This is a genomic window from Nonomuraea sp. NPDC050536 (assembly GCF_044457685.1).
Lineage (GTDB): Bacteria > Actinomycetota > Actinomycetes > Streptosporangiales > Streptosporangiaceae > Nonomuraea.
On sequence record NZ_JBITHD010000013.1, the window covers coordinates 159130 to 173009 of the forward strand.

The 13880-nt window shown below is 70.5% G+C and carries 14 protein-coding genes and 1 pseudogene; 10 read left to right on the top strand and 5 right to left on the bottom strand.

Annotated elements, in window-relative coordinates; translation table 11 throughout:
* The first annotated feature begins 19 nt into the window (after positions 1-19).
* Complete coding sequence (locus ACIBHX_RS32465; RefSeq protein ID WP_397071167.1) at positions 20-769, top strand: DeoR/GlpR family DNA-binding transcription regulator; 750 nt, start codon at positions 20-22, stop codon at positions 767-769.
* Positions 766-1914 carry an MFS transporter gene (locus ACIBHX_RS32470; protein ID WP_397071168.1) on the top strand — a complete coding sequence of 383 codons (1149 nt, stop codon included), beginning with the start codon at positions 766-768 and terminating at the stop codon, positions 1912-1914. The genes ACIBHX_RS32465 and ACIBHX_RS32470 overlap by 4 nt, the downstream gene beginning before the upstream one ends.
* Before the next feature lie 692 nt (positions 1915-2606).
* On the opposite strand, the gene ACIBHX_RS32475 is transcribed toward ACIBHX_RS32470, so the two are convergent.
* The gene (locus ACIBHX_RS32475) at positions 2607-3224 is read right to left on the bottom strand and encodes an ATP-dependent Clp protease proteolytic subunit (RefSeq protein ID WP_397071169.1); all 618 of its coding nucleotides are present in this window, start codon (positions 3222-3224) and stop codon (positions 2607-2609) included.
* 1 nt (position 3225) lies between these two features.
* On the bottom strand, positions 3226-3789 hold the full coding sequence (locus ACIBHX_RS32480) for a ClpP family protease (RefSeq protein ID WP_397071170.1): 564 nt from the start codon (positions 3787-3789) through the stop codon (positions 3226-3228).
* Between the two features lie 145 nt (positions 3790-3934).
* On the opposite strand from ACIBHX_RS32480, the gene ACIBHX_RS32485 reads away from it, so the two are divergent.
* From ACIBHX_RS32485 to ACIBHX_RS32495, 3 genes and pseudogenes are all read left to right on the top strand, one after another.
* Positions 3935-5125 carry a sensor histidine kinase gene (locus ACIBHX_RS32485; protein WP_397071171.1) on the top strand — a complete coding sequence of 397 codons (1191 nt, stop codon included), beginning with the start codon at positions 3935-3937 and terminating at the stop codon, positions 5123-5125.
* Positions 5122-5760, top strand: coding sequence for a response regulator (locus ACIBHX_RS32490; protein ID WP_397071172.1), 639 nt, complete (start codon positions 5122-5124; stop codon positions 5758-5760). The genes ACIBHX_RS32485 and ACIBHX_RS32490 overlap by 4 nt, the downstream gene beginning before the upstream one ends.
* A 1143-nt stretch (positions 5761-6903) precedes the next feature.
* Positions 6904-7031 (top strand): annotated as a pseudogene (locus tag ACIBHX_RS32495) (IS5/IS1182 family transposase); the annotation flags it as partial.
* A 70-nt stretch (positions 7032-7101) separates the two neighbouring features.
* On the opposite strand, the gene ACIBHX_RS32500 reads toward ACIBHX_RS32495, so the two are convergent.
* The 3 genes from ACIBHX_RS32500 to ACIBHX_RS32510 form a co-directional block, all read right to left on the bottom strand.
* On the bottom strand, positions 7102-7848 hold the full coding sequence (locus ACIBHX_RS32500) for a phosphotransferase family protein (RefSeq protein ID WP_397071173.1): 747 nt from the start codon (positions 7846-7848) through the stop codon (positions 7102-7104).
* Positions 7849-8000: 152 nt separating this feature from the next.
* A complete protein-coding gene (locus ACIBHX_RS32505) occupies positions 8001-8858 on the bottom strand; it encodes a DUF2268 domain-containing protein (protein WP_397071174.1) in 858 nt (285 codons plus the stop codon).
* A gap of 40 nt (positions 8859-8898) precedes the next feature.
* Positions 8899-9666, bottom strand: coding sequence for a hypothetical protein (locus tag ACIBHX_RS32510; RefSeq protein ID WP_397071176.1), 768 nt, complete (start codon positions 9664-9666; stop codon positions 8899-8901).
* Positions 9667-9734: 68 nt separating this feature from the next.
* Here ACIBHX_RS32510 and ACIBHX_RS32515 point away from each other — a divergent pair, with 68 nt between their 5' ends.
* The 5 genes from ACIBHX_RS32515 (at position 9735) to ACIBHX_RS32535 (ending at position 13871) form a co-directional block, all read left to right on the top strand.
* The gene (locus tag ACIBHX_RS32515; RefSeq protein WP_397071177.1) at positions 9735-10733 is read left to right on the top strand and encodes an AAA family ATPase; all 999 of its coding nucleotides are present in this window, start codon (positions 9735-9737) and stop codon (positions 10731-10733) included.
* A gap of 46 nt (positions 10734-10779) precedes the next feature.
* Positions 10780-11715 carry a DUF58 domain-containing protein gene (locus ACIBHX_RS32520; protein WP_397071178.1) on the top strand — a complete coding sequence of 312 codons (936 nt, stop codon included), beginning with the start codon at positions 10780-10782 and terminating at the stop codon, positions 11713-11715.
* 64 nt (positions 11716-11779) lie between these two features.
* Positions 11780-12727, top strand: a complete 948-nt coding sequence (locus ACIBHX_RS32525; RefSeq protein ID WP_397071179.1) for a VWA domain-containing protein — start codon at positions 11780-11782, stop codon at positions 12725-12727.
* A gap of 11 nt (positions 12728-12738) precedes the next feature.
* On the top strand, positions 12739-13329 hold the full coding sequence (locus ACIBHX_RS32530) for a class I SAM-dependent methyltransferase (protein ID WP_397071180.1): 591 nt from the start codon (positions 12739-12741) through the stop codon (positions 13327-13329).
* Positions 13326-13871 (top strand): TrmH family RNA methyltransferase, encoded by a 546-nt coding sequence (locus ACIBHX_RS32535; RefSeq protein WP_397071181.1) that lies wholly within the window; start codon positions 13326-13328, stop codon positions 13869-13871. Before ACIBHX_RS32530 ends, ACIBHX_RS32535 begins: the two co-directional genes overlap by 4 nt.
* Positions 13872-13880: the final 9 nt, after the last annotated feature.

The window sequence follows — 13880 nt, forward strand, 5'->3', positions numbered from 1 at the left end:
GACATGTTTGTATGAACACATGGAGCGTTTGCGGGACATCATGGAATCCCTCAGGACGCGCGACAGCGTCTCGGTGTCCGACCTGGCGCAGCGGCACGGCGTGTCGGAGATGACGATCCGCCGTGACCTGGACGAACTGGCCCAGCAGGGCGTGGTGCGCCGGGTGCGGGGCGGCGCGCTGTCGCTGCTGCTGCGCGGCGAGGAGCCACCGTTCGGCGTGCGTGAGCGGGAGGCGGCCGAGGCCAAGCACCGCATCGGCGCCGACGTGGCCGACCTCATCGCCGACGGGGAGGCGGTTCTCCTCGACGGCGGCACCACGGCTCTGGAGGTGGCCCGCGCGCTGGTCTCGCGGCGGGTCACCGTACTGCCCCTTTCACTGCAGGCCGCGACGCTGCTGGCGAGCGGGCCGCGCGTGCGGCTGGTGCTTCCCGGCGGGGAGGTACGGCAGGGCGAGCTGAACTTCACCGGGCCGCTCACCGAGGCGTCGATCGCGTCCCTGCGCTTCGACACGGCCGTGATCGGGTGCTGCGGACTGTCGTCCGAGCACGGGATGACCGCGCACGACCTGCTCGACGTGGCGGTCAAACGGGCGGCCATGGCGGCCGCGCGACGGTCGGTCGTGGCGTGCGATTCGGGGAAGTTCGGGCGGACCGCCTTTGGCTCCGTGTGCCCGATCGACCGGATCGACGTGGTCGTCACCGACGACGGGATCCCGCGGGAGCAGCACGACGCCCTCACCGCGGCCGGCGTGATGGTCAGGCTCGCGTGAGGCGGGCCCGCGTCGCCGTCTACCTGCTGTTCCTGCTGGCCGGGATGGCGATCGGGACGTGGACGGCGCGCATCCCCGCGATCAAGCACAGCCTGGGGCTGAGCGACGGCGGGCTGAGTCTGGCACTGCTGGCCATCGCCCTGGGCGCGATCGCCGGGATGCAGGTGGTGGGGCGGCTGGTGGACCGGTACGGCAGTCACCGGGTGATGCTGCCCGCGGCCCTGCTGCAGGGGGTGGTGCTCGTCGCGCCCGCCTGCGCGGTGAACCTGGGCACGCTGGCGGTCGCGCTGTTCTGCTTCGGGCTGGTGCACGGGGTGCTTGACGTGTCCATGAACGCCAACGCCGTGGAGGTGGAGATCGCCTCGGGGCGGCCGATCATGTCGTCGTTCCACGCGGTCTTCAGCCTCGGGGGCTTTGCCGGGGCGGGGCTGGGCGGGGTCTTCGCCAGCGCCGATTTTTCACCATTTATCACCTTCTTGTCGGTCGGAGGGGTGATCGTGGCGCTGGCCGCGTGGGCCGGGCGGTGGGCGTACCGATCCTCCGGCGGCTCCGCCTCCGCCCCCGCCGACGGCGGGTCCCGGCTGCGGCTCGGGGTGCTCTTCCTGGGGGTGCTGGCGTTCTGCAGCCTGGTGGGCGAGGGGGCGGCGGCCGACTGGAGCTCCGTCTACGTGCGCGACTCGCTCGGGGCCTCACCTGGGTTCGCCGCCGTGGCCTACGCGGCCTTCTCGATCATGATGACGGCGGGGCGGCTGGCGGGCGACCGTCTCGCGGCCCGCTTCGGACCGGTGCTCCTGGTACGCGGATGCGGGCTGCTTGCGGCCGCCGGGCTGGGCCTGGGGCTCCTCGTCGGGCAGCCCTGGGCGGGCGTGGTCGGCTTCGGCTGTTTCGGGGCGGGCCTGTCGTGCATCATCCCGCAGATCTTCTCCGCCGCGGGCCACCGGGACCCCGCCTACGCGGGGCGCGCGCTGGCCCGCGTCGCGGGGATCGGGTATCTCGGCTTCCTGTCGGGCCCCGTCCTCATCGGCGCCGCCGCCGAGCTCACCGGCCTGCCCCGCGCCCTGGCCATCCCCGTTCTCCTGGCCACCTTCGTGGCCCTGGCCGCCCCCGCCCTCCGCCCCGCGCGCTCCCCCGCCCCGACTCCCTGATCCCCCGAACTCCTGCCACGCCAGGCGGCCCACCATCGCTGCCTTCTATCGTGCTTCCGGCTTTCTGTCGTGCTATCGGCTTTCTGGCTGTACGGCAGGCCGCCGCCACCGGCCGCCCGCCGTACTTCGTCCGAGGACCCGCGACCGGCGCTCGCGGCGAGTCGGTGACGGTTACCCGCCGCCACGGCGCTAGGTAACCCCACTCCCCCGGCCCCTCTCCCCCGCCGTACAGGGCGCCGACCTCCGCCGCACACCCTCTCGCCGACCCGGCGCCTGGAAGGCGGGCGCCCCCAGCGACACGACGAACGCGCACCCTGGCGGCCCCTTCCCCCGCCGTAGAGGGCGCCGACCTTCGCCGTATACCGCCTCGCCGACCCGGCGCCTGGAAGGGGGGGTCCCCGGCGACACGGCGAACGCGGGCACCTCGGCGGGACTGCTGCTCGCCGAACAGGGCGCCGACCTCCGCCGTACGCCCTCTCGCCGACCCGGCGCCTGGGAGGCGGGCGCCCCCAGCGACACGACAAGCGCGGGCACCCCGGCGGGATTGCTGCTCGCCGTACAGGGCGCCGACCTTCGCCGTACACCGCCTCGCCGACCCGGCGCCTGGGTGCGACGACGCGGCGGGGGTGCTGCTTGCCGTACAGGGTGGCCTCGCAGGTCCGGCCGGTGGAGGCGGGGACTGTGAGGTGGGGTTAGGGGGTGGGGGTGAGGGTGCGTTTGCGGGTTGCGTAGATGTCGTCGATCAGGTTGTATGTGCGGGCCTGTTCGGCGGTGAAGATGCGGTCGCGTTCGATGTCGTGGCGGATGTCCAGGACGCCGCGGCCCGTGTGCCGGGAGAGGATCTCCTCCTGCTGGTCGCGCATCCGGAGGATCTCCCTGGCGTGGATCTCCAGGTCGCTGGACTGCCCGCGGCCGCCCTCGGTGGCCGGCTGGTGGAGCAGGACGCGCGAGTGCGGCAGGGCCGCGCGCTTGCCGGGCGAGCCGGCCGCCAGCAGGACGGCGGCGGCCGAGGCGGCCTCGCCGATGCAGACCGTCTGGACCTGCGGCCTGACGTACTGCATCGTGTCGTAGATGGCCGTCATGGCGGTGAACTCCCCGCCCGGCGAGTTGATGTACAGGTTGATGTCGGCGTCCGGGTCGATCGACTCCAGCGTGAGCAGCTGCGCCATGATGTCGTTGGCGCAGGCGTCGTCGATCGGCGTGCCGAGGAAGATGATCCGGTCCTCGAAGAGCTTGTTGTACGGGTTGAGCTCCTTGATCCCGTATGACGTCCGCTCGGTGAAGGACGGCAGCACGTAACGACCGGCCATGTCAGACCTGCCCGTTCGCGATGTGGTCCACGAATCCGTACTCCAGCGCCTCCTGCGCGGTGAACCAGCGGTCGCGGTCGGAGTCCTCCCTGATGCGCTCAAGCGGCTGGCCCGTGTGGTGGGCGATGAGCTCGGCCATCCGGCGCTTGGTGTGGATCATGTTCTCGGCCTGGATCTGGATGTCGCTGGCCGTGCCGCCGATGCCGCCAAGCGGCTGGTGCATGACGACACGCGCGTTCGGCAGCGCGTACCGCTTGCCGGGCGCGCCCGCGCACAGCAGCAGCTGCCCCATCGAGGCGGCGAAGCCCATCGCGACCGTCGCCACGTCGCACGGGATGAACTGCATCATGTCGTAGAGCGCCATACCGGCCGACACGGAACCGCCCGGCGAATTGATGTAAAGCGTTATATCGCGCTTGGGGTCTTCGGCTGCCAGCAAAAGCATCTCGCCGCACAGCCGGTTGCATATTTCGTCGTCGACCTCCTGGCCGAGAACGAGGATGCGCTCCTTCAGCAGGCGCTGTCCGAGCTGCTCAGGCCATTGGGTGCGCGCTGTCTCGGTCATGGGCAGCCTTTCTTTCGGATCTGTCGAACTTATTTCCCGACGTTAGACCCGCGAAAGCAGAACGGTGTGCCATTTCGCTTGAGGCCGATTTCACCAAAGGCGCATTCCACCGAGAGCGAATTTTCGTCGACATATAATCGCGGATGTGAGAAGGGACCTGTTCCGGCGCTGGGCCTGCCTGATCCTGGGCGGTGCGCTCCTGATGCCGTACATGATGGCCGGCGTCCTGCTGTCGGGCACGATGAGCGGCCGCAACGTCAACGACGTGATGATGCCCATCCAGCTGGGCGTCTTCGTCGCGGTGCTGCCGGTGGTGGCGGTGACGGGGCTGTTCCTGCCGGTGCGCGCGCTGGAGGTCAACGCCGCGCAGGGCCTGCTCGGCGCGACCGTGGAGAGCCCGCCGCGGCAGGCGCGCCGCTCGTGGCAGGAGCGGCGGCGCACGGCGGCCTGGTTCACCGTGCACCTGGCCGTAGGCGGGCTGCTGAGCGGCGCGACGCTGGCGATCGTGCCGTTCACGCTGTTCACGCAGGCACTGCCGTTCTCGGCGGCCAGCCGCCAGATGATCGGCTTCCACGTGCAGCCGGGCTGGCAGGCGGTGCTGTGGGCGCTGGCCGGCCTCGCCACGCTGGCCGCCCTGGTCGCCGCGGTGGCCGCCGCGGGCGCGCTGCTGGCGCGGCTGGCTCCGGTGCTGCTCGGTCCCACCCCCTCCGAACGGCTGGCCGCGGCGGAAGAGCAGGCACGCGTGCTGGCCGAACGCAACCGCCTGGCCCGCGACCTGCACGACTCGGTGGGACACGCGCTCAGCGTGGTCACCCTCCAGGCGGCCGCGGCGGGCCGCGTCATCGACCGCGACCCGGGCACGGCCAAGACCGCGCTGGCGGCGATCGAGCAGGCCGCCCGCACCGCGCTCGAGGACCTCGACCACGTGCTGGGAGTCCTGCGCGAGGCGGCTCCCAGCAGCAGGAAGCCGGCGGCCACGCTGGCCGACCTGCGCGACCTGGTGCACGGTTCGGGGGCCGAGGTGGTGCAGGAGGTGGGCGACCTGTCCGGGGTCCCCGCCGCCGTGTCCAGGGAGGGCTACCGCATCGTCCAGGAGGCGCTCACCAACGCCATCAAGCACGGCCAGGGCACGGTACGGCTGGCGGCAGCCGTACACGACGACCATCTGGCCCTGGAGGTCACCAACCGGACGGCCGCCACACAGGGGCACTCCGGGGGACGCGGCGTGGCGGGCATGCGCGAGCGCGTCAGGCTGCTGCGCGGCGAGCTGGAGGCCGGCCCGGTGGAGGGCGGGTGGCGGGTAGCGGTGCGGTTGCCGCTACGGTCAGGGGCATGACAGTCAGGGTCGTGATCGCCGACGACGAGGATCTCATCCGGGCGGGCCTGCGGATCATCATCGATACCGAGCCGGGCCTGAGCGTGGTGGGCGAGGCGGGAGACGGCGCCGAGGTGCTGCCCGTGGTGCGGCGCGAGCGGCCCGACGTGGTGCTGATGGACGTGCGGATGCCGGACGTGGACGGCATCCAGGCCACCCGCCGCGTCCTCGAGCTGGACCGCCCGCCGAAGGTGCTGGTGGTCACCACGTTCGAGAACGACGACTACGTCTACGACGCGCTGCGCGCCGGCGCCACCGGCTTCCTGCTCAAGCGCACCAAGCCGGACGAACTGGTACGCGCGGTCAAGCTGGTCGCCGCCGGAGAGACCCTGCTGTTCCCCGCGGCGATCAGGGCCCTGGCCGGCGGCAGGCCGCGCACGCCCGTGCCCGGCATCGACCGCCTGACCGAGCGCGAGGGCGACGTGCTGCGGCTGATGGCCAGGGGCCTGTCCAACGGCGAGATCGCCGGCGAGCTGGTGGTCAGCCAGGAGACCGTCAAGACGCACGTCGGCAACGTGCTGACCAAGCTCGCCGTCCGCGACCGCACCCAGGCCGTCATCGCAGCCTACGAATCGGGCTTCGTCTCACCGCACTAGGCCGCGTTTCAAAAGGGGTTTGAAGGTTCACGCGTGGCGGTGATCGATAGACGAGGAGGTCTCCGGTAGTTGGTCGACTGATTCCGAATGAGGGAATTATCTTGACCGGATCCGGGCCTAGCCGTACGCCGCATTAACGCACGCGAGACCCGTGACCTGAACGCCTACACCAGTGGCCGCCATTGCGGCCAGGCACCAGGCGAGGGCCTTATCTTTGTTTACGAAGGCATAAACAGCCGTCGCGTTACAGATCGCGGTCCGCGTACGGGTGGCATCGTAGCCAAACTGCAGGAGCGCGCTTATGCAGCCTGGCCCGCTGGCGTCGGGTGTCACCTGCGACCCTCGTGCGCCCGCAGGGGCCGCGGCGGCCGTGCTGGCGGACGCGGCCGGCGCCATCGCCAAACCTCCACCGACGAGGGTGACCGCAGCCAGTGCAGTGGCAGCGCTGAAGCGGCGGCCGGAGAACGGTTGCCTCACTTGCTACTCCTTTTCCTTGAGGAAGGTGCCAGTGGAACGGACAATCTCCATCGACCAACAGGTTGAGGTTGATGTGTCATAAACCAGCCGTCGACGAATTCGACGCAAATATCGACCTGGTAGGCGAAATTGGCGGGCCCCGTGAGGTGGTGGGTGCGTCGAATGGGCGGGCCTTGCGTTACCGGGGTGCGCTCCGTCAGGCTCGTCACTATGGCGGGGTTCTGAACTGTGCGGCTGTCCCAGCGGCCTTGACCGTGACCCTCTTGACCATTCTCGTGATTCCCATGGATTGGTCCCTTCGATGATGCTCACGATGGCGGTGAAGGAGGTCGGTAGGCCCATCGTGGGTCTGGCGCGGGGGGCATGGCGAGTGATTCGATCAGGATCAACTACGATCTTCGAACCGGGGAGTCGTCATCGTGATCCGGGTCTGTCTGGGTAGCGGCGGGATCGCTCGGATCAGGTTTGTGGTGTCGCGCGGCTTTGGCTACGTCTTCGGACCCACCCGCCATCTGGAAGACCGTCAGCTGACCACCGGCGCAAGGGCGACCAGGTTCGCCACCATGCCCCAAGCACCCCGAAGCTCCAGCTCATCCAGTGCCGCGCGGCTGCCGTTGTCAATTGACGGTGGATCGGGCACAGAGCTGGTACTCGCTCGCCGCTGCGGCAATCCCGCCGGTGCGTGGCCAGCGGGGTCGGCCCGCCGTCGAGCGAAGGCGTTGTACGCCGATCGGGGCTATGACCATGACAAGTACCGCCGGATGGTCTGGGCCGCAGGCCCTCGCCCCGCCATCATCTGCTGGCGACGCCTCATCCACTGATCGTTCCGATAGGACTTCTCCTAGCAGTCGGGCCCGCACAGCCTCACAGCCGGGATCTCAGCACGTCGATCTCACAGCCCGGCGCGAACGGGTCGAAGCCGTGCTCGACCAGCCAGCGAACATTCAGCAGGCTTCGCAACGACCACCACGCGCGGATCACGTCGAGGTCGACGTCGGTGCCGTAGCCGGCGACGACGTCGCCGAGGTGCTCCTCGTGTCCGAGCGTCAAGGTGGCGAGGTCGTACAGGGCATCACCTTGGCCCGCCTCGGACCAGTCGATGATGCCCGTGATCCCGTCGCCGTCGACGAACACGTGATCGATCTGCAGGTCGCCGTGCGTGAAGACCGGTGTCCACGGCCGGAGCGCGGCCTCGGCGACCTGGCGGTTGCGGGTGACCAGGTCGGCGGGCAGGACGCCGTTCGTCACGAGCCACTCGCACTCGCCGTCGAGATCCGCCGCCAACTCGTCGAGGCCCCGGCCGGCCTGGCCTGGCCAGGGAGGCAACGGCGCGTCGTGCAACCTCCGGATGGCGGCGCCCGCCGCGGCCCACGCCGCCGGGGACGCGGTCGACGGCTCGCCGAGGCGGCCGAGCGCCGTCCCCGGGACTGCGGCGATCGCGAGCACCGGCGGCTTGTGCCACAGGACCTTCGGGGTCGGGACCGGCGCCAGGGCCATCGCCTCGACCTCGACGTCGATGCGCGCCTGATCGGCGTCCACCTTCAGGAACACGTCGCCGACGCGCAGGGTCGCGCGCTCGGAATGGGCGACGACCATTTTGACCTCATCCATGGGCGATCAGTATCCCGGGGATGATCGTCGACGGCATCGGGTTTATCGCGTGCGATTGCGCGGCTGACCGCGTCCCGCTACCAAGCGGCCTCGTGCGCGACACCGACCGCTGACCAGGTCAAGTCCACCACTTTTGTTAGGAGCCCTAAGGCCTACTCCAGCACGTGGCTGAGGATCTCCGAGGCGGGGAGCCCGGAAGCCTCCACCGCCGTAAGCCCAGATTTCTCGAAAAATCGGTCGACCAGGTGCAATCCCACGGCATATCCGGCCATGTCTGGGATGCCGCGGGGCTCCTGGCCGAACCGGCTCGTGGCGGTGTCGCCGAGCACATAGGCCGGGGTGTGCTGCATCCCGGCCAGGTCGATGTCCCGCACGATGCGCTCGTAGGCCAGGTCGAACGCCTCGCCGGCGACCATCGACGACCACGGCCCCATCGCCGCGACCCCCGACAGCTCCCGCACGAACGCCTCCGCCAGTCCCTCGGCCACCACGTGCTCGCCGACCGTGACCGTCACCGGGTTCCACTCGACGTTGGTGTAGCGCACGTTGTGGTGGAACTCGTGCACCGCGCACTGCGCGATCCGCCCGAGGTTCTCCTCGGTCGGCCAGGCCATCAGGTACAGCCACCCCGGCACGCCGCCCATGCCGTAATAGCCGCCCGCCACCCGCATCAGGTAGTCGTCGTCAGGGTTGCCCAGCACGAACATCACCTGCAGCGTGTCCACCTGCTTCAGCGCGGACAACGCCCGGCTCGCCCTTTCCAGCTCCCTGTTCACCTGCCCGAACAGGTCGGCCTCGGCCAGGCGCGCCAGGGCAGGCAGGTAGCGCGGATCGTCGGCGTCGAGCCGGAACCCGGCGCCCTGTTGGTGCATGTCGACGAGGTCGCCGGGCATCGGGAGGGCCGCGCGCATCGGCTCCAGCATCTCCCTCAGCGCCTCCGGCCGCCGTTCCTGCGGCAGCCGCAGCAGGTCCGCCATCGCGGACAGCGTGTCGTGAACGATGAACTCCATGTCCGCCGACGCTAGAACCTCACGTCACGTGAGGCTCAAGCTAAATAGGCGAACCCTCGCCGGAGTCGTCGCCGGACGTCGGCCCGGGCGTGGGCTTGCCGCTCCTGCTCGGCGACGGCTTCGGGGTGGGCTTGCGCGGCTCGGGGGTGACCGGCGTGGGCGGCGGCGTCGGCTCGAACACCGTCGGCGGCAACGGCTGCGGCAGCGGGTCGGTGTCCTGCCTGCCGCGCAGCAACAGCACCGCGATCACGGTCCCGACCAGCAGCAGTACGGCGAGCACTGCCGCCGCCATGAGCACCCGGCGCCGCGTCTCGGTCAGCGGCCGCCGAGTCTTCGGCGGCGCGGGCAGCGCGGGCGCCCCGTCGGTCAGCCAGTACGGCACGAAGTCCGGCCCGTGCGCCTGCCCGATCAGCGTTCCGCCCACCATGACGGGCTCGAGGAACCACTCGGCCCCCGTCCGCCCCGGCGCGTACGGCACGGCCACCCAGGGCGCGGGCCCGGTGTCGGCGGCCAGCACGGCGGGCGCGTCGTCCAGCACGGCCGTCTTCTGCCGCGACCCGCGCGCGAACCAGCCGCGCACCCCCGACCGCTCCGGCGCCGCGTCCTTGATCGCCGTGACGAACCTGTCACGCGCGGCCCCGTCCAGCGCCGCGCCCCGCGTCAGTACGGCCAGCGACACGACCCGCCCGTCGTCCGCCTGCGCCAGGTACACGAAGCCGGCCGGAGCCGACTGCAGGCGCGCCTGCACCACGAAGGGCCCCAACCGGGGCGGATCGCCGTACTGAAGCGGACTTGCCACGCTTGCCATGAAAGCACAGACGCGGCCGAACGCACCGCTACGTGCACGTTGGCGGGACGTTTGGTGGAATGGCAGACATGAGCGTCGCCGAAGAGCTGCCAGGAACCGACGCGGCACTGCTGCGTCAGAGTCTCGACGAGGTCCGGCGTGTCATCGTCGGACAGGAGCACATGGTCGAGCGATTGATCGTGGCGTTGCTCGCGCGCGGCCACTGCCTGCTGGAAGGCGTGCCCGGCGTGGCCAAGACGCTCGCCGCCTCCACCTTGGCCACCGTGGTGGGCGGCACGTTCGCCCGCATCCAGTTCACCCCCGACCTGGTCCCCAGCGACATCGTCGGCACCCGCGTCTTCCACCCCTCCAACGAGAAATTCGACGTCGAACTCGGCCCCGTCTTCGTCAACTTCCTGCTCGCCGACGAGATCAACCGCGCGCCCGCCAAGGTGCAGTCCGCCCTGCTGGAGGTCATGGCGGAACGACAGGTCACGCTCGCGGGCGTCACCCACCCGCTGCCCAGGCCGTTCATCGTGCTGGCCACCCAGAACCCGATCGAGTCCGAAGGCGTCTACCCGCTGCCCGAGGTGCAGCGGGACCGGTTCCTGTTCCGCGTGCGGGTCCCGCATCCCAGCGCCCACGAGGAGCTGGAGATCCTGCACCGGATGTCGGTCACCCCGCCCACGCCCGAGCGGGTGCTGGAGCCGGTCCGCCTGCTCGAGCTGCAGCAGGCCGCCGAGCAGGTGTCGGTGCACCAACTGGTCGCCGACTACGTGGTGCGCCTGGTCATGGCCACCCGCTCCCCCGCCGAGTACGGCCTGCCCGACCTGGCCGAGACCATCGAGATCGGCGTCAGCCCGCGTGCCACGCTCGGCCTGGTGTCGGCCGGGCGCGCCCTGGCCCTGTTGCGCGGGCGGGACTACCTGCTGCCCGACGACGTGCGCGACGTCGCCGTGGACGTCATGTCGCACCGGCTCATGCTCACCTTCGACGCCCTGGCCGACGGCGTGGACCCCGAACAGGTGGTCAAGCAGATCCTGCACGCGGTCCCGCCGCCCCTGGTGGTCTGGAACCAGGCCCGATGAACCACACCCGCGCCACGACGCCACCCCACGAGGCAGGTGAAGCCGGGTGAGCACGGCGGAGCAGGCACTGCGGCGGCTGGAGCTGACGATCATCAGGCGCCTGGACGGGCTGCTGCACGGCGCGCACCAGGGGCTGCTGCCCGGGCACGGCAGCGAGTCCGGCGACAGCCGCCTGTACGTGCCGGGCGAGGACGACGTTCGGCGCATGGACTGGGCGGTGACCGCGCGCACGACCGTGCCGCACGTGCGCGACCTGATCGCCGACCGCGAGCTGGAGACCTGGGCGCTGGCGGACCTGTCGGCCAGCATGGACTTCGGCACCGCCGAAACCGACAAGCGCGACCTGGTGGTGGCCGCGGTCGGCGCGATCGGGTTCCTGTCGAGCCGGATGGGCGACCGGTTCGGCGCGCTCGTACTGCATGACGAGTACATTCACCGCATGCCCGCACGGACCGGACGACCCGCGCTCTACGGGCTGCTGCACTCGCTGATGGACGCCCCGCGAGGGCGGCCCGTCGACGACGCGCCCGATCTGGCCGAGGGCATCGACGTGCTGGCGGCGACCCGGCGCAAGCGGGGCATGCGGCTGGTCGTCTCCGACTTCCTCGACGCCCAGCCGGACCTGGACCCCGACGCCGAACGCCCGTGGGAGCGGCCGATGCGCCGCCTGGCGGCCCGCCACCAGGTGCTGGCCGTCGAGGTCATCGACCCGCGCGAGCTGGAGCTACCCGACGTGGGCCGCGTCGCGTTCGCCGACCCCGAGAGCGGGAATGTACGCGAAGTGCACCTTTCACCCAAAATTCGCGAGGCCTACGCGGAGGCGGCGGCCCTCCAGCGTGAGGGAACCCGGCTGGCGCTGCGCCGCGCCGGCGTGGCACACCTGGTGCTGCGCACCGACCGCGACTGGGTGTTCGACATCGCGCAGTTCGTCCTGCGCCAGCGCCGCATGGCCCACGTCCCGCACCGGGTGGTGACACCGTGAGCGAGCGTAGCGAGGGAACGATCAGACACAGCACCTTGGTCACAAGGCCGACGAAGGAGGCCTTGTGACCTTTCTTGCACCCGGGTGGTTGTGGCTGTTCGCGCTGCTGGCGCTGCTGCTCGCCGGGTACGTGGCGGCCCAGTTCGCCCGGCGCCGCTACACGGTCCGCTTCACCAACCTGGCGCTGCTGAACCTGGTCGCGCCCGCGGGCCCGGGCTGGCGGCGGCATGTGCCGCCCGTGCTGTTCCTGGCCATGATGGCGCTGCTGATCCTCGGCGCCGCCAAGCCCGCCGACCAGGTCAGGGTGCCGCGCGACCGGGCCACCATCATGATCGCGCTGGACGTGTCGCTGTCGATGGACGCCGACGACGTCGCCCCCAGCCGCATCAGCGCCGCCCGCAGCGCCGCCCAGACGTTCGTGCGGGAGCTGCCCGACCGCTTCAACGTGGGCGTGGTCTCCTTCGCCCGCTCCGCGAACGTGGTCATCTCCCCCACCACCGACCACCAGGCCGTCATCACCGCTCTCGGCAACCTGTCGACCCGGCCGGGCACCGCCATCGGCGAGGCGGTCTTCAACTCGCTGGACTCGGTCCGCTCCTTCGACCAGCAGGCCGCCACCGACCCGCCGCCGGCGGCGATCGTGCTGCTGTCGGACGGTGACAACACCTCCGGACGCTCCGTCAACGAGGCCATCGACGCCGCGCAGCAGGCACGCGTCCCGGTCTCGACGATCGCGTACGGCACGCAGGAGGGGACCGTGTCGATCGACGGCCGCCCGGTCAACGTACCGGTCAACAAGCAGACCCTGCAGTCGCTGTCGGAGGGCACCTCGGGCCGCGCCTACACCGCCGAGTCGGGCACCGAGCTGCGCGACGTCTACGACCAGATCGGCACCTCGCTCGGTTTCAAGCTGGTCAACCAGGAGATCACCCAGCTGTTCATCGTGGCGGCGATCGCGGTCGGGCTGCTGGTGGCCGGTGCTGCGGTCCTGTTCGGTTCCCGCATCCCGTAACGTTTTCCCACGTGGCCCACTATTTCTCCGAGCAGCCGCAGGCTTCCAGCAAGCCGGGTGCCGTCCAGCTGGTGCTGCCCGACCTGCACCTGAAGCTGGAGACCGACCGGGGCGTGTTCTCCCCCGACCGGATCGACCTGGGCACCAGGATCCTGCTCGAGACCGTGCCGCCGCCGCCCCAGGAGGGCGACCTGCTCGACCTGGGCTGCGGCTATGGGCCGATCGCGCTGACCATGGCTTCCCGGGCCCCCTCGGCGACGGTGTGGGCCGTCGACGTGAACCGGCGGAGCCTGGAGCTCACCGAGCGCAACGCGGCGGCCGCCCGCCTTTACAAAGTAAAACCGATTTATGTAGACGACGTCCCAGATGACGTGAAATTTCGAGCCATCTGGTCGAATCCGGCGATCAGGATCGGCAAGGCGGCGCTGCACGAGATGCTCACCCGCTGGCTGACCCGCCTGACCCCCGACGGCGTCGCCTACCTGGTCGTCCAGAAACACCTCGGCTCCGACTCCCTGCAGCGCTGGCTGGGCGAGCAGGGCTGGCAGGCTTCGCGCTTCGCCTCCAGGGCCGCCTACCGCATCCTGAAAGTGGAACGATGAGAAAGCAGCTGCGCCCCACCGACGTCAAGCGGCTCAACCGCACCTGGCGCCGCAACACGGAAAACCGGCTCGGGCTGATCCTGGAGTCGGTGACCGGCCCGTTCAACGTGGGCTCGATCTTCCGCAGCGCCGCCGCGTTCGGCGTCGACCAGATCTGGCTGGCGGGCAACGCCACCCCGCCCACCAACCCCAAGGCGGGCAAGACCGCGCTCGGCACCGAGCGCCTGGTCACCTGGCACGAGCCGATCCCTGCCGCCGACGCGGTCAAGGCGGCCAAGCAGGACGGCTACACGGTGCTGGCCATCGAGCTGACGGCGGAAGCCGTACCTCTGCATCTGGCCGACCTCGGCAGGGACGTGTGCCTGGTGGTGGGCAGCGAGGACCACGGCTGCTCCCCCGCGTTGCTCGAGGCCGTGGACGGCGTCTGCTACATCCCGCAGGTGGGCAGGGTCGGATCGTTCAACGTGGCCGTGGCGGCGGCGATCGCGCTGGCCGAGGCGCGACGCCAGGAATGGCAGTCTCTGGGTGATCCATCCGACTGAAAAAGAGGG

Coding starts and splice junctions, on each gene's coding strand:
- ACIBHX_RS32475 (WP_397071169.1), bottom strand. CDS start 3,224: ATGGCCGGTCGTTACGTGCTGCCGTCCTTCACCGAGCGGACGTCATAC.
- ACIBHX_RS32505 (WP_397071174.1), bottom strand. CDS start 8,858: ATGGAGTTCATCGTTCACGACACGCTGTCCGCGATGGCGGACCTGCTG.
- ACIBHX_RS32480 (WP_397071170.1), bottom strand. CDS start 3,789: ATGACCGAGACAGCGCGCACCCAATGGCCTGAGCAGCTCGGACAGCGC.
- ACIBHX_RS32510 (WP_397071176.1), bottom strand. CDS start 9,666: ATGGCAAGCGTGGCAAGTCCGCTTCAGTACGGCGATCCGCCCCGGTTG.
- ACIBHX_RS32465 (WP_397071167.1), top strand. CDS start 20: ATGGAGCGTTTGCGGGACATCATGGAATCCCTCAGGACGCGCGACAGC.
- ACIBHX_RS32490 (WP_397071172.1), top strand. CDS start 5,122: ATGACAGTCAGGGTCGTGATCGCCGACGACGAGGATCTCATCCGGGCG.
- ACIBHX_RS32500 (WP_397071173.1), bottom strand. CDS start 7,848: ATGGATGAGGTCAAAATGGTCGTCGCCCATTCCGAGCGCGCGACCCTG.
- ACIBHX_RS32515 (WP_397071177.1), top strand. CDS start 9,735: ATGAGCGTCGCCGAAGAGCTGCCAGGAACCGACGCGGCACTGCTGCGT.
- ACIBHX_RS32535 (WP_397071181.1), top strand. CDS start 13,326: ATGAGAAAGCAGCTGCGCCCCACCGACGTCAAGCGGCTCAACCGCACC.